At 62.1% G+C, this 20,752-nt stretch carries 22 protein-coding genes; 18 read left to right on the top strand and 4 right to left on the bottom strand.

The genetic code is table 11. From position 1 onward, the window contains the following. Positions 1 to 3: 3 nt before the first annotated feature. Positions 4 to 558 (bottom strand): polysaccharide biosynthesis/export family protein, encoded by a 555-nt coding sequence (locus DEVEQU_RS16415; RefSeq protein ID WP_164550453.1) that lies wholly within the window; start codon positions 556 to 558, stop codon positions 4 to 6. Positions 559 to 709: 151 nt separating this feature from the next. Here DEVEQU_RS16415 and DEVEQU_RS16410 point away from each other — a divergent pair, with 151 nt between their 5' ends. Both DEVEQU_RS16410 and DEVEQU_RS16405 read left to right on the top strand, forming a co-directional pair. Beyond that, positions 710 to 3,136 (top strand): GumC family protein, encoded by a 2,427-nt coding sequence (locus DEVEQU_RS16410; RefSeq protein ID WP_164550452.1) that lies wholly within the window; start codon positions 710 to 712, stop codon positions 3,134 to 3,136. Positions 3,137 to 3,149: 13 nt separating this feature from the next. After that, positions 3,150 to 4,190, top strand: a complete 1,041-nt coding sequence (locus DEVEQU_RS16405) for a polysaccharide deacetylase family protein (RefSeq protein ID WP_164550451.1) — start codon at positions 3,150 to 3,152, stop codon at positions 4,188 to 4,190. Here the strand turns inward: DEVEQU_RS16405 and DEVEQU_RS16400 are convergent. Further along, positions 4,180 to 4,407 carry a DUF2842 domain-containing protein gene (locus DEVEQU_RS16400; RefSeq protein ID WP_164550450.1) on the bottom strand — a complete coding sequence of 76 codons (228 nt, stop codon included), beginning with the start codon at positions 4,405 to 4,407 and terminating at the stop codon, positions 4,180 to 4,182. The two genes, DEVEQU_RS16405 and DEVEQU_RS16400, sit on opposite strands and share 11 nt — an antisense overlap. A gap of 78 nt (positions 4,408 to 4,485) precedes the next feature. Here DEVEQU_RS16400 and DEVEQU_RS16395 point away from each other — a divergent pair, with 78 nt between their 5' ends. From DEVEQU_RS16395 to DEVEQU_RS16370, 6 genes are all read left to right on the top strand, one after another. Continuing rightward, the gene (locus tag DEVEQU_RS16395; protein ID WP_223214265.1) at positions 4,486 to 5,547 is read left to right on the top strand and encodes a COX15/CtaA family protein; all 1,062 of its coding nucleotides are present in this window, start codon (positions 4,486 to 4,488) and stop codon (positions 5,545 to 5,547) included. A 208-nt stretch (positions 5,548 to 5,755) separates the two neighbouring features. Next, entirely contained in the window at positions 5,756 to 6,220 is a 465-nt protein-coding gene (rplM, locus tag DEVEQU_RS16390) for a 50S ribosomal protein L13 (protein WP_126151657.1), read from the top strand. A 1-nt stretch (position 6,221) separates the two neighbouring features. Next, positions 6,222 to 6,701, top strand: coding sequence for a 30S ribosomal protein S9 (rpsI, locus tag DEVEQU_RS16385; protein WP_126151656.1), 480 nt, complete (start codon positions 6,222 to 6,224; stop codon positions 6,699 to 6,701). 186 nt (positions 6,702 to 6,887) lie between these two features. Continuing rightward, a complete protein-coding gene (locus DEVEQU_RS16380; RefSeq protein ID WP_126151655.1) occupies positions 6,888 to 7,169 on the top strand; it encodes a GIY-YIG nuclease family protein in 282 nt (93 codons plus the stop codon). 229 nt (positions 7,170 to 7,398) lie between these two features. Next, on the top strand, positions 7,399 to 8,037 hold the full coding sequence (locus tag DEVEQU_RS16375) for an SdpI family protein (protein ID WP_126151654.1): 639 nt from the start codon (positions 7,399 to 7,401) through the stop codon (positions 8,035 to 8,037). 167 nt (positions 8,038 to 8,204) lie between these two features. Beyond that, positions 8,205 to 9,578: a dicarboxylate/amino acid:cation symporter gene (locus DEVEQU_RS16370; protein ID WP_126151653.1), complete on the top strand. Its 1,374-nt coding sequence runs from the start codon at positions 8,205 to 8,207 to the stop codon at positions 9,576 to 9,578. Positions 9,579 to 9,793: 215 nt separating this feature from the next. Here DEVEQU_RS16370 and DEVEQU_RS16365 read toward each other — a convergent pair whose 3' ends face one another. Further along, positions 9,794 to 11,050, bottom strand: a complete 1,257-nt coding sequence (locus tag DEVEQU_RS16365; RefSeq protein WP_126151652.1) for a cytochrome P450 — start codon at positions 11,048 to 11,050, stop codon at positions 9,794 to 9,796. A gap of 135 nt (positions 11,051 to 11,185) precedes the next feature. Here DEVEQU_RS16365 and DEVEQU_RS16360 point away from each other — a divergent pair, with 135 nt between their 5' ends. The 7 genes from DEVEQU_RS16360 (at position 11,186) to DEVEQU_RS16330 (ending at position 15,995) form a co-directional block, all read left to right on the top strand. Continuing rightward, positions 11,186 to 11,434, top strand: a complete 249-nt coding sequence (locus DEVEQU_RS16360; RefSeq protein ID WP_126151651.1) for a BrnT family toxin — start codon at positions 11,186 to 11,188, stop codon at positions 11,432 to 11,434. Then, positions 11,431 to 11,715, top strand: coding sequence for a BrnA antitoxin family protein (locus tag DEVEQU_RS16355; RefSeq protein ID WP_126151650.1), 285 nt, complete (start codon positions 11,431 to 11,433; stop codon positions 11,713 to 11,715). The genes DEVEQU_RS16360 and DEVEQU_RS16355 overlap by 4 nt, the downstream gene beginning before the upstream one ends. A gap of 13 nt (positions 11,716 to 11,728) precedes the next feature. Then, positions 11,729 to 11,959 (top strand): hypothetical protein, encoded by a 231-nt coding sequence (locus DEVEQU_RS16350; RefSeq protein ID WP_126151649.1) that lies wholly within the window; start codon positions 11,729 to 11,731, stop codon positions 11,957 to 11,959. 4 nt (positions 11,960 to 11,963) lie between these two features. Continuing rightward, positions 11,964 to 12,290: a hypothetical protein gene (locus DEVEQU_RS16345; protein WP_126151648.1), complete on the top strand. Its 327-nt coding sequence runs from the start codon at positions 11,964 to 11,966 to the stop codon at positions 12,288 to 12,290. A gap of 242 nt (positions 12,291 to 12,532) precedes the next feature. Further along, positions 12,533 to 13,162, top strand: a complete 630-nt coding sequence (locus tag DEVEQU_RS16340; protein WP_126151647.1) for an ATP-dependent Clp protease proteolytic subunit — start codon at positions 12,533 to 12,535, stop codon at positions 13,160 to 13,162. A gap of 173 nt (positions 13,163 to 13,335) precedes the next feature. After that, on the top strand, positions 13,336 to 14,613 hold the full coding sequence (gene clpX, locus DEVEQU_RS16335) for an ATP-dependent Clp protease ATP-binding subunit ClpX (protein ID WP_126151646.1): 1,278 nt from the start codon (positions 13,336 to 13,338) through the stop codon (positions 14,611 to 14,613). A 206-nt stretch (positions 14,614 to 14,819) separates the two neighbouring features. Continuing rightward, positions 14,820 to 15,995 carry a GGDEF domain-containing protein gene (locus DEVEQU_RS16330; RefSeq protein ID WP_126151645.1) on the top strand — a complete coding sequence of 392 codons (1,176 nt, stop codon included), beginning with the start codon at positions 14,820 to 14,822 and terminating at the stop codon, positions 15,993 to 15,995. On the opposite strand, the gene rocF is transcribed toward DEVEQU_RS16330, so the two are convergent. Continuing rightward, positions 15,996 to 16,964 (bottom strand): arginase, encoded by a 969-nt coding sequence (gene rocF, locus DEVEQU_RS16325; protein ID WP_126151644.1) that lies wholly within the window; start codon positions 16,962 to 16,964, stop codon positions 15,996 to 15,998. Positions 16,965 to 17,236: 272 nt separating this feature from the next. On the opposite strand from rocF, the gene lon reads away from it, so the two are divergent. The 3 genes from lon to DEVEQU_RS16310 all read left to right on the top strand — a co-directional run bounded on the left by lon (position 17,237) and on the right by DEVEQU_RS16310 (position 20,728). Further along, positions 17,237 to 19,663 carry an endopeptidase La gene (gene lon, locus DEVEQU_RS16320; protein ID WP_126151715.1) on the top strand — a complete coding sequence of 809 codons (2,427 nt, stop codon included), beginning with the start codon at positions 17,237 to 17,239 and terminating at the stop codon, positions 19,661 to 19,663. A 152-nt stretch (positions 19,664 to 19,815) separates the two neighbouring features. Further along, complete coding sequence (locus DEVEQU_RS16315; protein ID WP_223214264.1) at positions 19,816 to 20,088, top strand: autorepressor SdpR family transcription factor; 273 nt, start codon at positions 19,816 to 19,818, stop codon at positions 20,086 to 20,088. Continuing rightward, a complete protein-coding gene (locus DEVEQU_RS16310; protein WP_126151643.1) occupies positions 20,081 to 20,728 on the top strand; it encodes an SdpI family protein in 648 nt (215 codons plus the stop codon). The genes DEVEQU_RS16315 and DEVEQU_RS16310 overlap by 8 nt, the downstream gene beginning before the upstream one ends. The last annotated feature ends 24 nt before the right edge of the window (positions 20,729 to 20,752 follow it).

Here is a 20,752-nt window from a genome sequence, read left to right as displayed (position 1 = left end):
TGCCTAGAACCAGCGTTCGTTCACGACGATGGTATCGCCCGGATAGATCGGGAAATCGAGGTCGACCCCGCCCTTCACCATTTCGGTGCCCTGGCGCCGATAGACCAGCACCTTGTTGCGGTCTGCGGTGTCGGTAAAGCCGCCGGCCGTGCTGATGGCGGCGCGGGCCGTCATGCCGAACACATAGGGGAACTGGCCAGAAGTGCGCACTTCGCCCTGAATGAAGAAGGGCCGATATTGCTCGACTTCCACGGCGACGTCGGGATTGCGCATATAGCCATTGGCCAGCGCGCCGGCGAGCCGGGAGGCGGCATTGGCTGTGGTGGCGCCACGCACCTGCACCGGACCCACCAGCGGGAAGGCGATGGCACCGTTATCGTCCACGCGATAGCTCTTGCTGAGTTCGGCGTCACCATAGACCGACACGCGCACGACGTCGCCGGTGTCCAACTGGTACGGCCCCTTGGTATCGACCAGATAGGTCGATGGTCTCGTGCTGACACAGGCAGCAAGCATGGGAACAAGCAGAACGATGAGTAGGGCTGAAAGCCAGCGCATGGCGGTCTCGCGCATTCGAAGATGGGCCCAGCATCGCTGTGCATGGTTAAGATTTTCCTTATCGGGAAATGCCCTCATGCGAATTGCGAAAGCGATTAACTGAATGTTGACCACGATTGGCCGACACTTCGGCAAATTCCGAGGGTTGGCCATGGCACACGATTCTTCAGCTTATTCCGACGCACGCATCGATATCGGTGCGGTGACCGGCGCTGTCGTCAAACGCTTGCCGCGCATCCTGCTGGTCACGCTGGTGCTGTTGGCGCTGACCTTCGTGGTGCTGATGTTCCTGCCACGGCTCTACGAGTCCTCGGCCTCGATCCTGGTCGAGCCGCGTTCCAATTCTTATTCGCGCGCCTCCAACGAGGCCGCGCCGTCGGTCAGCGGCAATGAGGCTGGCGTGGTCTCCAGCCAGATCGAGCTGATCAAGTCGCGCGACACGCTGCTTCAGGTCATTGACCAACTGGACCTGCGCTCGGTTCCCGAGTTCAACGGCTCGCAGGGCGGTTTTTCCCCCATGGCCGTCATTACCCAGCTGATGGGCCGCCAGTCGGCGCCGGTCAGCGTCGATGAGACCGTGCTCAATACGCTCTATAGCCGCCTGACAGTGGTGCAGGAGCGTGATTCCCGCCTTATCTCTGTGCTCGTGCGCTCCACCAATCCGCAGCGTGCCGCCGACATCGCCAATGCTATCGCCAATGCGCATGTGAGCCGTCGTGCCCAGTTGTCCATTTCCGACACGGCCGAAGCCTCGACCTGGCTGCGTGACGAGATTGCCCGGCTTCGCCTGTCGGTGCAGGAAGCAGAAACCGCCGTGGCCCAGTTCAAGGTCGACAACGACCTGTTCACCGGCCAGAACAATACCAGCCTGCTCGACCAGCAGCTCTCCACCATTGCGACCCAGATCAATTCCGCCCAGGAGCGCAAGAACACCGCCCTGTCGCGCGCCGCCCTCATTCGCGGCCTGATCGAGCGTGGCCAGCCCATCGAGGGTGTCAGCGATGTGCGCGCATCGGTAGTGATCCAGCAGCTTAGCCAGGAAAAGGCGCAGTTGCAGGGCGAGAGGGCCCAGCGCTCCGCCACGCTTCTGGCCAGCCATCCGGCCATCCGTGCCATTGACGCGCAGATCATCGAACTGGATCGCCAGATTCGCGCCGAAGGCCAGCGCGTCGCCTCGGCTCTCGAAGCCGAAGCGCAGATCGAGGCCGATCTCGAAACCTCGTTGCAGGCCGACCTGACCCGCGCCAAGACCGAAGCCTCTGTCGCCACCAAGGACACTGTTGCCCTCGATGGCCTGCAGCGCGAGGCCAAGGCCCAGCGCGATCTGCTCGAAGCCTATCTCCTCCGATACAACGAAGCCTCTTCGCGCGTCGAAACCAACTCGGCCCTGCCGGACGTGCGCGTGGTGAGCGTCGCTGCACCCTCGGTCAATCCGGCCTTCCCGCAGACCGCTCTCATCATGCTGGCCGTCGGCCTCGTCTCCTTCATGGGCCAGATCGGCGCCATCATCTTCCGCGAGCTGATGTCCGGCCGCGCCGTCGTCGAGACCCAGCAGGTCGAGCCACAAGTCGCTGCCGCCGTGGACCACGCCGCTCCCATCAACGCCGAAGACGAGGCATTCCACGAGGCCACACCTCTTTATGAGGCGCCGGCGATGGGTGAGCCGCATGACGTCGAAGATACTCCCGACCTCTACGAGGCGCCTGATATCTATGCCATGCCCGAGCGCCCCACCTTCGCCCATGCGCGCCGTGCCGCCGATGTCGAGGAGCCTGTCCTTGCGTCCAGCGAGGACGAGCCTGAACTGCCGATGTTCAAGGACGACGAGGCCGCCGTGGTCCCCGACGCGATCGATCATCAGCATGCCGCCGCCGCCAGCAGCTTCATGGAGGCGCTGATGTCCGAGCCGGAATACCAGCCGCGCCGTCCGGCCAAGGTCCAGCCGCAGGTCGTCGAGCCGGAACCGGTTGCTGCTGCTATCGCCGCGTCGGAGCCGGCTCCGCAGCCGCGCCGCGCCCCGCGCCGTCCGCCGGTGATCGTGCAGTATGACGATCTCGCTTCCGATCTCGTGCTGGGGCGCTCGCACCTGCTGCTGCTCGCCGACCACAGCGCCAGCCTGCCCAGCCGCTACCTCGCCGAAGACCTGGTGCGCGACTCGCTGGCCAAGGGTCTCAGCGTTGCCCTGGTCGATGCCGGCACCGGCCGCCAGACCGAGGAACTCGGCCTCACCGACCTCAGCACCGGCGAGGCCAGCTTCGGCGATATCGTGCAGAAGTCGGCCGACAACAGCTTTGCCGAAATCAGCTGGGGGCAGGGTCTGGCCATCGATGCCAAGTCCAGCAAGCCGCTGACCCTGGTCGACGCCCTCTGTGACATCTACGAGGTCGTGGTGGTGCTGACCGGCCGCGTCGGCCGTCAGTCCTCCCTCTATAGCTTTGCCGAGCTCGAAGGCCGCATCATCCTTGTGGCCGGCGAGGAAACCGATATCGAGGATGCCGAATTCGTGCGCGGGCGGTTGATGGATGCCGGCCTGCCGCGCGTCGAGGTTGCTCTGCTCGCCGAGTCGGTCGCCGCGTGAGGCGGAGCCTGGCATGTCGCTGAAATACACGGCCATCCGCGCCGCCTTCGAGGTGCTATGGCTCTCCGGCATGCCGCACCTGTCGCGGCTTTTGTCGCAATCGCGCGGGGTGATCTTCACCCTGCATCGGGTGCTGCCCGAAACCCCCGCCGCGTTCTCGCCCAATGCCATCCTGCAGATCACGCCAGACTTTCTCGATTACTGCATCGAGCGCGTGCGCGACCTCGGCATCGACATTGTGTCGCTCGATGAGGCCATGACCCGCCTCAGCGCTACCGAAAAAGGGCGGCCCTTCGTCGTCCTCACCTTCGACGACGCCTATCGTGACAACCTCACCCACGCACTGCCCATACTGCAGCGCCACGAGGCACCGTTCACCCTCTACGTGCCCACCGCCTTCGTCGACGGCGTCGGCCAGATCTGGTGGCAGGCCATCGAAGATATCATTGCCCGCCAGCAGGCCGTGGTTTTCACCGAGGATGGCGAAACCGAATATGTCGACACCATCACGACACGGCAGAAGGCGGACGCCTTCGCGCGCCTCTATTGGCGCATGCGCAAGCTGCCAGAGCCCGAGCGGCTCAAACTGCTCGAAGAGTTCACCGGTAATTACGGATATGACCTCGACGTGCAATGCCGCGAGCTGATCATGGACTGGCAGCAGCTGCGCCACTTTGCAGACAATCCGCTCTGCACCATCGGCGCCCATACCGTGAACCATTACGAACTCGCCAAGCTCCCCCCTCTACAGGCGGCGCGCGAAATGACCCAGTCGGCCGACATCATCGAAGCCCAGTTCGGTACGAGGCCGCAGCATTTTTCCTATCCGCTCGGCGGTCCGCTCTCCTGTGGTCCACGCGAATACGAATTGGCGCGGGAGGCGGGGTTCAGCACCGCGGTCACCACACGGCCGGGCGGGCTCTACGCCCACCATGCCCAGACGCCGTGGTCACTGCCACGCGTCTCGCTCAACGGCTACTTTCAGCAGCACCGCTATGTCGATATTTTCGCCAGCGGCGGGCTTTTCACCCAACTTGGCAAGATCACCGGCTAGTCTGGCCAGGCACGACGTTAGGCCGCGCCATCCAGCGGATGATGACCATCGAGGGCAGCAGCCACCCCATGCCGGCAATGACGAAATAGCCGATCAGCACCAGTCCCGGCAGCCCCTCGGGCAGCATAAGGTAGATCGCGGTCGCCAGCACGCACCACAAAACGATCGACCCCACCAGCAGGAAAGCTCCGATCAACTTGCGGTTACGCTGCGTCATGTGCGGCATCTGGGCTGTTGCGACTAAACTGAGCTGGCATTACCACTCCGCCAGCCCCACCGATACCGGAAAAGTGCCGTGACCTCTTTGCAAGATGCCGCACCAGGCCAAGTCAGCTTCGCCAGCGACCGTCTTCGTCCCGTTCGCATCTGGCTCTACGGCCTCGCCGCCTTCGTGCTGCTGATCGTGGTGGTCGGCGGCATTACGCGTCTCACCGAGTCTGGTCTGTCCATCACCAGCTGGAAGCCGATCTCCGGTGTCATTCCGCCGCTCAACGACGCCGAATGGCAGGCAGAGTTCCAGGCCTATCAACAGATCCCGCAATATTCGGTGGTCAATTCCTGGATGAGCCTCGATGATTTCAAGTTCATCTTCTTCTGGGAATGGTTCCACCGCCTGCTGGCGCGGGCGCTTGGCCTGGTCTTCCTCGTGCCCTTCGTCGTTTTCCTGGTGCAGAAGCGCCTGTCGCGCGAACTGGCGCTGCCGCTGTTCGGTCTCTTCATCCTTGGCGGCTTCCAGGGCGCTTTGGGCTGGTGGATGGTCACCTCGGGCCTCACCGAACTCACCTCGGTCTCCCAATATCGCCTGGCCGCCCACCTCACCGCTGCGTGTCTGCTCTTCGTGGCCCTGATCTATGTTGCCCGCTCCATCACCCCCGGCCGCGTCATCGGTCATGTCAGCGGCTTCCACATGGGCACGGCCGCGCTTCTCCTCTTGCTCGTGATCATGCAGATCGGGGCAGGGGCCTTTGTCGCCGGTCTCGATGCCGGCATGGGCTACCAGACCTGGCCGCTGATGGATGGTGCCATCATTCCCAAGGGCCTCTTCATCATGGAGCCTGCCTGGCGCAATCTGTTCGAAAACGCCATGACCGTGCAGTTCATTCACCGCGGCATCGCCTATCTCATCACCGCCTATATAGGCTGGCTGATCTGGCGGCGCCACAAGGATGGCGGCTTTGGCGGCGTCCATGGCTGGCTACCCCGCATCGGCGTCATCCTGCTGCTCCAGGTCTGCCTGGGCATTGCCACCCTGCTCGCGGGCGTGCCGATCGGCCTCGCCGTCGGTCACCAGGCGCTGGCCTTCATGCTGGCCGGCCTCGCCATCGGCTATATCGCCGACATGCGCCGCGTGCGCTGAATCCCCAAGCGAAGTGGCGCCACTTCAGCGTCACTTCCACTATTCCAGACGGTATGGGGTGGTGCGGTATTATAATACCGCTTTTATAAGCCACTGAAAACACTGATCTTTTTCAATGCACTTGACGGGTCATGGAATCTCCCATACACCCCGCCGCGAACGAGCCATTCCCCTGCGGTCTGGCTGCATGAATCTTAGGGATTTCAACATGAGCACTTACTCGGCAAAACCGAGCGAGATCGAGAAGAAGTGGATCCTCATCGACGCCGAAGGGCTGGTCGTGGGCCGTCTTGCTTCCATCATCGCCTCGCGTCTGCGCGGCAAGCACAAGCCGACCTTCACCCCGCACATGGACATGGGTGACAACATCATCGTCATCAATGCCGACAAGGTGAAGCTGACCGGCCGCAAGCTCGACCAGCACCGCTTCTACTGGCACACCGGTTATGCCGGCGGCATCAAGGACCGTACTGCTCGTGAGCTGCTGGAAGGCCGCTTCCCGAACCGCGTCCTCGAGAACGCTGTGCGCCGCATGATGCCGGGCGGTCCGCTGACCCGCGCCCAGCTCAAGAACCTGCGCGTCTATGCCGGTGCTGAGCATCCCCATGAAGCGCAGAACCCGGCTAAGCTCGACGTCGCTGCGATGAACTCCAAGAACGTCCGGGTGAAGTAATATGGCTGAAACCATCAACTCTCTCGAAGACCTCGGCACTTCCGCTGCCGCTCCGGCCAACAATGCTCCGGTTCACACCCAGAAGCTGGACAGCCTCGGCCGCGCCTATGCCACCGGCAAGCGCAAGAACGCCGTCGCTCGCGTCTGGATCAAGCCGGGCAAGGGCACGCTGACCATCAACGGCCGCGAATTCTCCAAATATTTCGCCCGTCCGGTTCTGCAGCTGATCGTCAAGCAGCCGATCGTCGCTTCCGAGCGCCTCGACCAGTACGACGTCAACGTCACCGTTGCCGGTGGTGGTCTCAGCGGTCAGGCCGGTGCCGTTCGTCACGGCATCTCCAAGGCTCTCACCTATTTCGAGCCGGCCCTGCGCCCGGTCCTCAAGAAGGGTGGCTTCCTGACCCGCGACAGCCGCGTTGTCGAGCGTAAGAAGTACGGTAAGGCCAAGGCCCGCCGCTCCTTCCAGTTCTCCAAGCGTTAATCGCTGGATCGAACCAAGTTCGAAAAGGGTCGCGAAAGCGGCCCTTTTTCTTTGTCACCCCACCAATCTTCGCCTGCTAGGCCCACTCGTTACCCTCGCACTGCCTGCCCCCACCGGTCGTCCCCCCCCCACCCGCTCGTCACCCTCGCGCTTGACGCGAGGGCTCTTTCTGCCGACCATCCTGCGATGGCGGGCTACATCCTTGCAAACCACCCACGCGGCGAAATCTATGTTGGCGTAACCAACAACCTTGTTCGCCGTGTTTGGGAGCATCGAGAAGGTGTCGCCGACGGCTATACCAAGGAGCACAACATCAAGCAGTTGGTGCACTTTGACGTCCTCGAGACCGTGCCGCTCGCGATCCAGAGGGAGAAGAACCTCAAGCATTGGATACGCGCCTGGAAGGTGGCGCTCATTGAGGAGCACAACCCTGAATGGCGTGATCTTTGGGACGAAATCACCCGATAAACGCCCTCGCGTCATGCGCGAGGGTGACGAGCGGCGTTTAGCGGTGCATGTTTTCACAAACTGGATCGTCACCCCCGCGCTGTCCGCTCTCCACCGCTCGTTGCCTGCGCATTGCTTCCCACCCACCGCGTGTCACCCTCGCCGTTATCGGTACCCCACCTCGCGTCACCCTCGCGCTTGACGCGAGGGCTCTTGCGGTTCGGCACTGGACTCCCATATCCATCCCGCCATGCAAAACCTAGTCACCCGCTTCCATGCCCTCATTCTCACCGTGACGGTCGCCATGGCCGCGGTGGGGTTCCTGCATATTCCGGCCGACTATGCCTTCCCCGCCCACTGGCAGGGCAGTACCCCGGATTGGCTCTGGCCGCGCGATGTGGCCCTGGTCGTGGCGCCCCTCATCCAGATCGCCCTCATGGCAGGCTTTTTCCTCCTCAGTCGGGCTCTCACCAAGAACCACTTCGCCAAGGTGCAGCACATTCTCGATCCCGCCCTGACCCTGGCACTCGCCGTGGCCGCCGCCTGCCAGCTTGGCCTGCTGGTCATGGGCAATGGCTCCGATCTCGACCTCATCCGCTTTACCGGCCTTGCTTTGGCCGGCGCGCTGCTGGTGCTTGGCCTTGTGCTGTTCGAGGCCGAGCGCCACACCTATGCCGGCATGCGCATGCCCTGGCCGATCGCATCCGATCGCGCCTGGCGCATTGTGCACCGCGTCGCCGGGCTCACCAGCGGCCTTCTGGCCTTCGTCCTTGCCGCCCTGGTCTGGATAGATCCCGGGCCGGGTCCCATGGTGATCGCCCTCGCCACGAGTCTCATCACCCTGCCAGTCATCGCTGCGCTCGCTACCCTCATTACCCGCCGCCTGTGAGCGGATTTTCTCGATGATTGGCATTGGGCGATAGAATTATCTTCCGCGCGCTACGCAAAGGGAATGTCATGCGCTGAACTTCGTCGGCGTCAGGCGTATGGTCCTGGCTAATTGTGAGGCAAGCTGCACAAGCCTTGTGCGAGCGGTCTTCTCTGACGAGGTTTGTCATGCCAACTACCGTTTCGGCCGGCGCTGCGCCACGCGCGCCAAAGCCGCTCTACCGCAATTTCGGCGTTCAGGTGCTTGCCGCCATGGTCATCGGCCTGGTCCTGGGCTTCATCGCCCGCACCATGGGTCCTGATGCCGCCGGCAATGCCAATTGGCTGACGGTCACCCTTGCCACCATCGGCTCGTCTTTCGTCTCGCTGCTGCGCGCTCTGGTGCCGGTACTGGTCTTTACCGCCATCGTTGCCTCCATCGCCAATCTGCGCGAGCTCAACAATGCCGCTAAGCTGGTGTGGCAGACGCTGCTCTGGTTCGCCATCACCGCGCTGATCGCCGTGGCCATCGGCATCGCGCTGGGCCTCATCATCCAGCCCGGCGTCCATACCGCTGTCACCGAAGCCGCGGCCCGCGCGCCATCCTCCACCGGCTCCTGGCTGGACTTCCTCAAGGGCCTGATCCCGTCCAACTTCATCGGCCTGCAGGCATCGACCCGCGTCTCCGATAGCGGCGCCACCACCAGCCTAAACTTCAACGTGCTGCAGATTCTTATCGTCGCCATCGTCGTCGGCGTTGCAGCCCTGCGCGTCGGCCCGGCCGCCGATCCGTTCCTTGCCTTCAACCGCTCCTTCCTCAAGATCATCCACAAGGTCCTGTGGTGGGTCATTCGCCTGACGCCCATCGGCACGATCGGCCTGCTCGGCAATGCCGTCGCCGTCTACGGCTGGGACGCCCTGGCGCAACTCGGCTGGTATGCCGCCGCCATCTATATCGGCCTCGTCCTGGTGCTGTTCGTCGTTTATCCGGCGCTGCTGCAGGCCAATGGCCTCAACCCCATCCGCTATTTCCAGAGCGCATGGCCCGCCATCCAGCTCGCCTTCGTGTCGCGCTCGTCTATCGGCACGCTGCCTGTGACTGAACGCATCACCGAAAAGAATCTCGGCGTACCGCGTGAATATGCCTCCTTCGCCGTGCCGCTCGGCGCCACCACCAAGATGGACGGTTGCGCTGCCATCTATCCAGCGATCTCGGCCATCTTCGTCGCCCAGTTCTTCGGCATCAGCCTGGGCATCGAGCATTATCTGCTGATCGTCTTCGTCTCGGTCATCGGCTCCGCCGCCACCGCCGGCCTCACCGGCGCCACGGTCATGCTGACGCTGACCCTCTCGACCCTCGGCCTGCCGCTCGAAGGCGTCGGCCTGCTGCTGGCCATCGACCCCATCCTCGACATGGGCCGCACCGCGGTTAACGTTGCGGGCCAGGCTCTGGTGCCCACCATCGTCGCCAAGCGCGAGGGCATTCTCGATCAGGCCACCTACGACCGCGGCGAAAGCGTCGAAAACCTCGACGCCGATGCGGACGCCGTTCCCGCGCAATAAACGCCCCGCACTGAGAATGAGAGAAGGGGACCGAAAGGTCCCCTTTTGTGTCTGCTCGCAGCATTTCCACCACCCCAGATCGTCACCCTCGGGCTTGACCCGAGGGCTCTTTCTTCGCGCAGGCCAGGCAGCCAAGACCCCTCGGGTCGATCCCGAAGGTGACGACTGGGGAGCGAATGAAAGAGGGGCGTATGGCCCACCGCGACGCCAGCGGCCTACTTCCAGCTCACCATCAGCCTCTCCAGCCCATGGAAATGATACACATTCCCATAGCGCGGCGGCTCGGCAATCCTGAGCTTCGGCAGCCGTTCGAACAGCACCTTCATGGACTCTTGCAATTCTATTCGCGCCAGCGGCGCGCCGATGCAGAAGTGAATGCCGGCGCCAAAACTGACATTGGCGCCATCGGTGCGGAACGGGTCGAACCGGTCGGCATGGGCGAAGCGTGCCGGATCGCGATTGGCGGCGCCGAGCATCAGCCCCACCACATCGCCCTTGCGCAGCGGGATGCCGTTGAGTTCGGTGTCGACAAGCGCATAGCGAGTGAACAGATGCAGCGGCGCGTCGAAGCGCAGGCATTCTTCCACCGTCGCCTCCGTCTGCTCCGGGGTCACGAACAGCGTCTTGGGATCGATGCCGCTTTCGAGGATGGATTTGACGCCATTGCCAGTCGTATGCACCGTCGCCTCATGGCCGGCATTGAGCAGCAGGATAGCGGTGGACATCACCTCGTCCTCGTCCAGCACATCGCCGTCGCGGTCGGTGGTCAGCATATGGCTGAGCAGGTCCTCGCGCGGCGCCTTGCGGCGCTCGGCGATCACTTCCCGCAGATAGGCAGTGAAATCTGCCGCTGCCTGATTGGCGTCGAGCTCGGTCTCGCGGCTGACATTGTACATGTACATCGTCACCATGCGGTTGGACCAATTGAGCAACTGCGGCGCCATCTCTGCCGGCAATCCGATCATCTCGGCAATGATGATGGCCGGGATCGGCGCGGCGAAAGCCTTGATCAGGTCGACGCTGTCCTCCCCCTCGAAGCCATCGATCATCTCGTGTGCCAATTGCCGGATGCGCGGCCGCAACTGCTCGACCTGGCGCGATACAAATGCCCGGTTCACCAGTGTACGAAGCCGTGTGTGGTCGGGCGGCTCGAGATTGAGCAGGGAATGCTTCTCAGTCAGATCGAAATCCGCGACATGCGGCTTGGGCGCCGGCAGGCCGATCTCCTCGCGGCTGGCGACATGCAGAATGTCCCGGCCGAACCGCTTGTCGCGCAGCAACAGGCTCACGGTCTTGAAGTCGGCGAAGCACCAATGGCCATATTCCTCCCAGAAGAAGGCCGGGTGGGTAGCATGCTGGCGGGCATAGAAAGGGTAGGGGTTCTGGTAGAAGTCCGGGTCCTGCGGTTGGGCGCTGGCGCGCAGCATGTCGGGGACATCGGTGATCGGCTTGACTTGAATAATGGCGGCCATGGATATGCGGGGGCTCTGCGACGCTTTTATCGATTGGTCAAATCTACGGCCTTCCAGCCGCAAAGCAATCGCCATCGACGCCTCTTTCGCCCTCTGGCAAAGTCATTGGATCGCCCTATTTAATGTGATACAAAAATGCAGATTGTGTGGGACGAACTGAAGCGACAAGCCAATCTGGACAAGCACGGCCTGGATTTTGCCGAGCTCACTCCTGAATTCTTTGTGGATGCCACTACGCTTCCGGGAAAGCTTGGAAGAAAAATTGCAGTTGGTTGGCACGATGGCGTTGGGATCGTGGTGGTACACGTGCGTTATGGGACGGAAGCGATTTCTGTTATTTCCATGCGTCCGGCGAGTGCTCGTGAAAGGAGACTTCTGCTGTGAAAGAATTTGTAGAAGGACGCGGCTACACGCGCGAAGATTGGGACGCTGTAGACAGCCCAGAGTTGACGGATGAACAGATAGCACAGGCCCGCCCCTTCGCCGAGGTCTTCCCGGACCTCGCCGAAAGCATCCGCCGCGCGCGTGGCCGTCCGCCTGTCGATACCCCCAAGCAGCAGATTTCCCTGCGCCTCGACCCCGACGTCATCGAAAAGTTCAAGGCCACAGGAAAAGGTTGGCAAGGACGCATCAATGATGTTCTGAAGGCAGCCAAACTCGACTGAGGATTCTCGACCCGTGAGCGACCTGACCGTTTCCGCCGCCATCGACGCCATCTACGCCTCGATCAAGAATGACAACGAAGACCTCGACGCCCACATCGCTGCCCTCAAGGCGGCAATGGCCAGGGAAGGTGTCAAGGAAGCCACTTTCCAAACCGCCAAGCTGGCCCAGGGCAACCGCCAGGGCCGCAAGCTGATGCAGGCCTATTTCCGCAAGAAGGGTGTTGCGGTCGGGTTCACCGACTAGCCCGATGGATTTTTGGCAAGGCGCGTTTCTGGTCTTCATACTGGTATCGCTGACCGGTGCGATTGCCTGGGACTCCGTGCTTGGCAACAAGTTCAAGAACATCGAGACCAGACAGCTGGCCGATCCCAGGCTGCGGCCGTACATGGACCTGTCGAAAATTCCCGGCTCGGGCAGGGCGTACCGCGCAAAAGACCAGGCATTACGCCTGGCCGAGCCTGAACGCAGCGCCGCCCTGCGGGAGTGCGCCAGGCTGCAGACCTATATACGCATTGTCTGCGGCCTTATCGGTCTGGTTTTCCTGGCCATGGTGGTCTCCCTGCTGATCCGCTAGGGGATGCGTTCACCCTGATCGGCGGTAGATCGATCTGCCTATTGAAGCGCGCCTCATTGCCGCCTATCTGTGCCTTTACCGCCCATTAAGGCGGCATAGCCTGCAATCGGCCTGTCGCGCTGATTCGATATTCCGACATGCCCTCTGACTTCGCCACATGCGCGTTCGGGGAAGGGGCATGGTCCATCCAACCAAGTGCACCATCCGGCTCGCGACGCGGACAGGTGCCAAGGGGCAATCATATGCGGGATCCGCACGATCTTTACATGAACACGCTCGTACCCATGGTGGTCGAGCAGTCGAATCGGGGCGAGCGCGCCTTCGACATCTATTCGCGCCTCCTGCGCGAGCGCATCATTTTCGTGACCGGTGTGGTCGAGGACAACATGGCCTCCCTCATCGTGGCACAGCTGCTCTTCCTCGAATCGGAGAATCCGAAAAAGGAAATCGCCATGTACATCAACTCGCCCGGCGGCGTGGTGACGGCTGGCCTTTCCATTTACGACACCATGCAATTCATCCGCCCCGCCGTTGCCACCATGGTGATGGGCCAGGCCGCGTCCATGGGGTCGCTGCTGCTCGCAGCCGGTGAAGCCGGCATGCGTACCTCGCTTCCCAACTCCCGCATCATGGTCCACCAGCCCTCCGGCGGCTTCCAGGGTCAGGTCACCGACATCCTGATTCATGCGAAGGAAGTCGAGGGTTTGAAGCGGCGTCTTAATCAGATTTATGAGAAGCACACGGGCCGCACTTACGAGGAAATCGAGAACGCCCTCGAGCGCGATCGCTTCCTCAGCCCGGAAGAGGCCAAGACCTTTGGCCTCATCGATTCCATCCACGAAAAGCGCGCCGTCCCCGAGGCTGCAAGCTGATTGCTGCGCGTTAAGCACAATGCTGGTGCGCCGTGGACTGTGATCCAAGCGCAATTGCACCCAGCCGGAACGGCCTTTAAGGTCGTTTCGGCTTAGACTTTCTTTATGTCTTGCGCGTTACGGTCTCCGTTAGCGCTTGAACAAGGGGGCCCTCAGTCCCCGGGAGTGACAGGATGTCCAAAGAGACAACGAACGGCGAAACCTCGAAGAACACGCTCTACTGCTCGTTTTGCGGCAAGAGCCAGCACGAGGTTCGCAAGCTGATTGCCGGCCCGACTGTCTTCATCTGTGATGAATGCGTCGAGCTGTGCATGGACATCATCCGCGAAGAGAACAAGACCTCCATGGTCAAATCCTCCGACGGAGTGCCCACCCCAGCTGAGATCTGCAAGGTGCTGGACGACTACGTCATTGGCCAGTTCCGCGCCAAGCGCGTGCTGTCCGTGGCCGTGCACAACCATTACAAGCGCCTGCACCACGCGACCAAGAACCAGGATGTGGAACTCTCCAAGTCCAATATTCTGCTGATCGGGCCCACCGGCTCGGGCAAGACGCTGTTGGCGCAGACGCTGGCCCGCATTCTCGATGTGCCCTTCACCATGGCCGACGCCACCACGCTGACCGAAGCCGGTTACGTGGGCGAGGACGTGGAAAACATCATTCTCAAGCTGCTCCAGGCCGCCGACTACAATGTCGAAAAGGCCCAGCGCGGCATCGTCTATATCGACGAAGTCGATAAGATTTCCCGCAAGTCTGACAATCCCTCGATCACCCGTGACGTGTCGGGCGAAGGCGTGCAGCAGGCCCTGCTCAAGATCATGGAAGGCACTGTCGCCTCCGTGCCGCCGCAGGGCGGGCGCAAGCATCCGCAGCAGGAATTCCTGCAGGTCGACACCACCAATATCCTCTTCATCTGCGGCGGCGCCTTTGCCGGCCTCGAGAAGATCATTTCAGCGCGTGGCGAAGGCTCTGGCATCGGCTTCTCGGCCACCGTCAAGGACCCGCAGGACCGCCGCGTCGGCGATCTGCTCAAGGACGTGGCACCGGAGGACCTGGTGCGTTTCGGCCTGATCCCGGAATTCATCGGCCGTCTGCCGGTTCTCGCGACCCTCGAAGACCTCGACATTCCTGCGCTGATCGAAATCCTCACCGCTCCGAAGAACGCTCTGGTGCGCCAGTACCAGCGCCTGTTCCAGATGGAAGAGGTCGAGCTCACCTTCCACGAAGATGCCCTCAAGGCCATCGCCGAGAAGGCCATCGAGCGCAAGACCGGTGCCCGCGGCCTCCGCTCCATCATGGAAGCCATCCTGCTCGACACCATGTACGACCTGCCTTCGCTTGAAGGCGTCGAGGAAGTGGTGATCAGCGAGGATGTGGTGAAGGGCAAGGACGTGCGTCCGCTCTACATCTATTCCGAGCGCAAGAAGGAAGACGAGCCGGCAACCGCCTGACGTCTGCATCCAGATCGAACCTTTGGGAACGCCGCAGGCTCCAACGAGCCGGCGGCGTTCCGCTTTTTCACCGGTTCATCTCTCGACGCCGCAGCCGCACAGGCCGCTCGGCGCTCGGTACTTCTACCTAACTAAAACCATTAATTTACGGCCTTTGGCTTAGCTTGCGCCAAGTGACGGTTGCTTGGGTCCGTCGGAGGCGCGTTTTGAGTACGGCATTGGAATTGGACATGCCGACATTGGTGGTGGCGCGTATCGTCAGCATCATCGTCTTTGCCATTGCTGTTCCGATCATGACGCTCCGCCGGGATCGTCCGGAAACCATCATGTTCTGCCTGGCGCTGTTGATGGCGGTGTTCAGTTGGGCGGCGGTCATTCCGGCGGTGCTCACCCGCAACATCTTCCTGGTGGCGATCTATGGCGGCTGCGTCACCTCTATCATTGCGCTGCAATGGGCCGCCGTCGTTGCGATGACTGGCCGGCGCGTGCATCGCGCCTGGTTCATCACCCCGCCCGTCAGCGCCGTGGCGGCCATATTGCTGCTACCGATCACCGCCGAACAATCGGCCATCGTCATCGCCGTGGTGCTCAGCGCGCAATTGGGCGCCGCAGCGGTGTTCGTGCTGATCCATGGGCGTCAGGTGGTGCGGCCCAGCACCGCCGTGCTGCTGGCCATGGGCTATAGCGTATCGTTCGTCAGTGCCATGTCCCGACCTGCCGAGGCCGTGTTTCTGGGGCGCATCGATCTCTACGCCATCAGCGGTGATCCCTCCAATACCTGGCCATTCTTTGCCAGCTATATCGGCACCACGCTCATTACGCTGTCCTGGCTCGCCGCCCTCAAGGACCGCGCCGAAGCCCGGCTCGCCGAGCTCGCCTTCCGCGACGAGCTGACTGGCCTGGTCAATCGACGGGCGCTGCATGAGGGGGGCTCGAAACTCTGGCACCAGTCGATGGGGCAGGGCACCGCCTTCACCTTCGTAGCGCTCGATCTCGACTTTTTCAAACAGGTGAACGACCGCTGGGGACATGATGAAGGCGACCGGGTCCTGGCGGCTTTTGGGGCCACCATCAGTGACGCCAAGCCCAAGCCGGCAATTGCTGCGCGCATGGGCGGCGAGGAATTCTGTCTCATCTATCAGGGCGCCGATGCCAACACCGTGCACGGCTTCGTCGAGCGGCTGCGCGATGAATTCGCCGCCGGCCTGCGCCTGCCCGATGGCGCGCCCGTCCGCTTCAGTGCCGGCATCGTTCAGTCCACCGATGCCGATGACGGCATCAACTCGCTCTATCGCCGCGCCGACCAGACACTCTACGAGGCCAAGGCCAGCGGCCGCGACTGCGCCATCATCGGCCTGCCGCAACAAGGCCGCGCCGCCTGATCATTGCTCCGAGGCGAACTCCATCGGCCCGGGCTCCTCGCCCATGATCGACCGCCCAAACAGGCTCGCCACCAGGTCCACCAGCAGCGTCGCGCTCTTGCCTCCGTGGTCGAGAAAGGGGTTGAGCTCGACCACATCGAGCGAGCCCACCACGCCGCTGTCATGCAGCATTTCCATCATCAGATGCGCCTCGCGATAGGTCAGTCCGCCCGGCACGAGCGTCCCGCCGCCCGGTGCAATGGCCGGGTCGAGACTGTCGACATCGAAACTGACATGCAGATGCGCGCCGGCAGCCTTGGCGCGGTCGATCACCTTGGCCAGCGCCGCCACCACGCCCAACTGGTCGATCTTGCGCATGTCGACCACATCGACGCCGCGCGCGTGCACCAGCCGGCGCTCGTCGCGATCCACCGACCGGGCCCCGAAAATGCAGACATTGCGCGGATCGATCCGGCCCAGCCAGTCGCCGGTAAAACTGTCATCGAAGCCGGGCTCGCCGCACAGCAGCGCCAGCGGCATGCCATGCAGATTGCCCGAGGGCGAGGTGTCCGGGGTGTTGTAGTCGGCATGCGCGTCGATCCACAGCACATGCACCGGGCGCCCCACGGGCAGGCAATGGCGCGCCACCGCGGAGACCGTGCCCATGGCAATCGAGTGGTCGCCGCCAATGAACACTGGAAAGTGACCTTCATCGAGAATACCGAGCCCCGCATCGCTGACGCGTTGCGCCAGGCTCAAGACGTCGGACTTGCGCTCGTCGGGGAGACGCCCGCTGGATGGGTTGGTGGAGATTTCCGGCTGCGGCCGGCGCAGGTCGCCGTGGTCGCCGACCATATGGTCGAGATCGATCAGCGCCTCGATCAAGCCAGCGACGCGCAGGGCTTCCGGCCCCATGCCACAGCCGCGCACCGAGGCGCCGGAGGCCGTTGCGACACCCAGAAGGTCGATGCGTTTTGGTCGTGCGGTCATAGGGGCTGTCCGTCCTCTGGTTTCGATGGGCGCCGATATCCCGGTGCGTCGCCCAACGCCTTGTTTCCTAGGCACATTGGTGTTTCCGTCATTCGGCACATATCTCCTGTGCGAAGTAACGCTAACGGTCACAAAAGCGCAAAGGTTGACTTGCGGCGCACCCGGTCCACCCTATTTATTAACCTGAATCGCCCAGCCTTTCGTGACTGGGCAGTCGCAATAGGGTGCGCCAACCAGAATTCCTCCCCGGCGCACCCCGGAAAGGAAATATGATGTCGGACGTCAATCCCACCGGCGAAATCGGCCGGGACCGGGTTTACCCGGTTCTTCCCCTGCGCGACATCGTCGTCTTCCCCGGCATGATCGTTCCGCTCTTTGTCGGGCGCGAAAAATCGGTCAAGGCTCTGGAAGAGGTTATGCGGGACGACAAGCACATTCTTGTCGTGACGCAGAAGAACGCGCAGGACGATGATCCGGCGCCGGACCAGATCTATCCCACGGGCACCATTGCCACCGTTCTGCAACTGCTGAAGCTGCCGGACGGCACCGTCAAGGTGCTGGTGGAAGGCCTGCATCGCGCTGTCATCGACCGCTATCTGCAGACGGACGAATATTTCGAGGCCGAGGCCTCCGTGCTGCCCGAGCCCGTCGAAGACGCCACCGAAGTCGAAGCTTTGGCCCGTTCGGCCCAGAGCGAGTTCGACAACTACGTCAAGCTCAACAAGAAGATCTCCGCCGAGGTCGTCGCCGCGGTCGGCCAGATCGAGAACGCTTCCAAGCTGGCCGACACCATTGCCAGCCACTTGGTCATCAAGATCCCTGAAAAGGAAGATCTGTTGTCCACTGTCTCGGTCATCGAGCGCTTCCAGAAGGTCATCGGCCTGATGGAAGGCGAGATCGGCGTGCTGCAGGTCGAAAAGCGCATCCGCTCCCGCGTCAAGCGGCAGATGGAGAAGACCCAGCGCGAATACTATCTCAACGAGCAGATGAAGGCGATCCAGCGCGAGCTGGGCGATGGCGAAGACGGCGCCAACGAGATCACCGAGCTCGAAGAGCGCGTCGCCAAGACCAAGCTCTCCAAGGAAGCCCGGACCAAGGCGGACGCGGAGATCAAGAAGCTCAAGGGCATGAGCCCGATGTCGGCCGAAGCCACGGTCGTCCGTAACTATCTCGATACGCTTCTCGGGCTCCCATGGGGCAAGAAGAGCAAGGTCAAGCGCGACCTGGCTCTGGCCGAGAAGGTGCTCGACGCGGATCACTATGGCCTCGAAAAGGTCAAGGAGCGCATCCTGGAATACTTGGCCGTGCAGGCCCGGACCGGCACGCTCAAGGGCCCGATCCTCTGCCTCGTCGGTCCTCCGGGTGTCGGCAAGACCTCGCTGGGCAAGTCCATCGCCAAGGCCACCGGTCGTGAATTCGTCCGCATGGCCCTCGGTGGCGTGCGCGACGAAGCCGAAATCCGCGGTCACCGCCGCACCTATATCGGCTCCATGCCCGGCAAGATCATCCAGTCGCTCAAGAAGGTCGGCAAGTCCAACCCGCTCTTCCTGCTCGACGAGATCGACAAGATGGGCCAGGACTTCCGCGGCGATCCGTCTTCGGCCCTGCTCGAAGTGCTCGATCCGGAACAGAACAACACGTTCTCCGACCACTATCTCGAGGTCGATTACGACCTCTCGGACGTGATGTTCGTGACCACCTCGAACACGCTGAATATTCCCGGCCCGCTGATGGACCGCATGGAGATCATTCGTCTCTCCGGTTACACCGAAGAGGAGAAGCATGCGATTGCCAAGCAGCACCTTATTCCCGAGGCGGCCAAGGAAAACGGCGTGGCACACGGCGAGTTCGTGATGTCCGACGAGATGCTGATGAAGGTCATTCGCGGCTATACCCGCGAAGCCGGCGTCCGCAATCTCAAGCGCGAAATCTCCAAGCTGATGCGCAAGGCGATCACCGACATCGTGCGCACCAAGGTCAAGTCGATCACCATCGACGATGAGCGTCTGGCCAAATATCTCGGTCCGGCCATCTTCAAGCATGGCGAGATCGAAGCCGAATCCCAGATTGGCTTGGTCACCGGCCTGGCCTGGACCTCGGTGGGTGGTGAAATCCTCACCATCGAAGGCGTGATGACGCCGGGCAAGGGCCGCATGTCGGTCACCGGCAACATCAAGGAAGTGATGAAGGAGTCGCTGACCGCGGCCACGGCCTATGTGAAGTCCCGCTGCATCGAATACGGCATCAAGCCGCCCATGTTCGATACGCGCGATATTCACGTCCACCTGCCCGAAGGCGCCACTCCCAAGGATGGTCCCTCGGCCGGTATTGGCCTGGCCACCGCCATCGTCTCGGTGATGACCGGTATTCCGGTGCGCAATGATGTCGCCATGACCGGCGAGATCACGCTGCGGGGCAGGGTGCTGCCCATCGGCGGCCTCAAGGAAAAGCTCCTGGCGGCGCTGCGCGGCGGCATCAAGACCGTGCTGATCCCCGAAGAGAATGTCCGCGATCTCCAGGAGATCCCGGATATCGTCAAGGAAGGCATGGAAATCGTGCCGGTGAGCCGGATGGAACAGGTGATCGAGCGCGCGCTGGTGCGCAAGCCCGAAGCCATCGAATGGAATTTCGATGAGCAGCCGGCGGTTGCCAGCACCACCGAGCCCACCGACGACGCAACGGCCAACATCACCCACTAAGCCCTTGCACACCAACCAGAAAATGGCGGCCTCCGGGCCGCCATTTTTGTTTGTGCATGGCGTTTCGAAATTGAATACGACGAGTTATATTTAGCGTTGACTCTAATTATCTAAAGAACTAATTAGATGGACAGCGAAAGAGAGATCCCGAATTGAGCATCAACACGGTTTTCGAAGCGCTGTCCCATCCGGTCCGACGCAAGGTTCTGGCCTTGCTCAAGCGTGGCCCAATGAGCGCGGGCGAACTGGCCGAACATTTCGACATCAGTAGACCCACGCTCTCGGTTCACTTCAACAAGCTCAAGGAGGCCGAGCTTGTGGCCGTCGAGCGCCAGGGGACGAGCCTGATCTATCACCTCAATACCAGTGTGCTCGAAGACGCACTTGCCGGTATTTTTGACCTTACGGAGCCCAAAGATGGCTGATCGTCCAATCCTCAACCTGTTCAACCGCGTGCTGTTTGCCGTGCTCGTGGCGATCACGATCGCCGGCTTCTTCCTTGTGCCGCTTGACCGGGACCTGCCTGTGCACTGGGATATCAGCGGCGTGCCTGACGCCTTTGCGCCCGCCGCCTTCACGCTTTTGATGCCATTCGCCCTAGTGGTCTTCATCGTCGCTGGCATGGCCATCCTGCGCCCCGCCGGCCTGCGCCAAGACTTTGAAGCCGGACGCCACGTCATTCATGCCACCATCAGCCTGATGCTGGTACTGGCCATGGTCATCGCCGGTTCGACCATCGCCGTCGGCCTCGGTCAGATCGTCGACATGCCGCGCCTCATTGCCTTCGTCGTCGGCGCCATGGCCCTCGTCATCGGCAATTACACGCCCAAGATGCAGCAGAACTGGGTCGCCGGCATTCGCCTGCCCTGGACGCTGCGTGATCCCCACAACTGGCGCGTGACCCATCGCTGGGGCGGTCGCCTGATGATGATTGCCGGCGGGGTGATCACCGTCGCTGCGATCATCAACCCACCCTCCGAAGTGCTGTTCATGATCATCATGATCTCGCTCATGCTCGCCAGCGCCACGGCCGTCGTCATCAGCTACGCTCTGGCCCGGCGATGAACCGATAGGGATTTTTGATCTCCG

It is taken from the genome of Devosia equisanguinis (assembly GCF_900631955.1).
In the GTDB taxonomy this organism is placed as follows: domain Bacteria; phylum Pseudomonadota; class Alphaproteobacteria; order Rhizobiales; family Devosiaceae; genus Devosia; species Devosia equisanguinis.
This window is presented reverse-complemented; position numbering and strand designations above follow the sequence as displayed.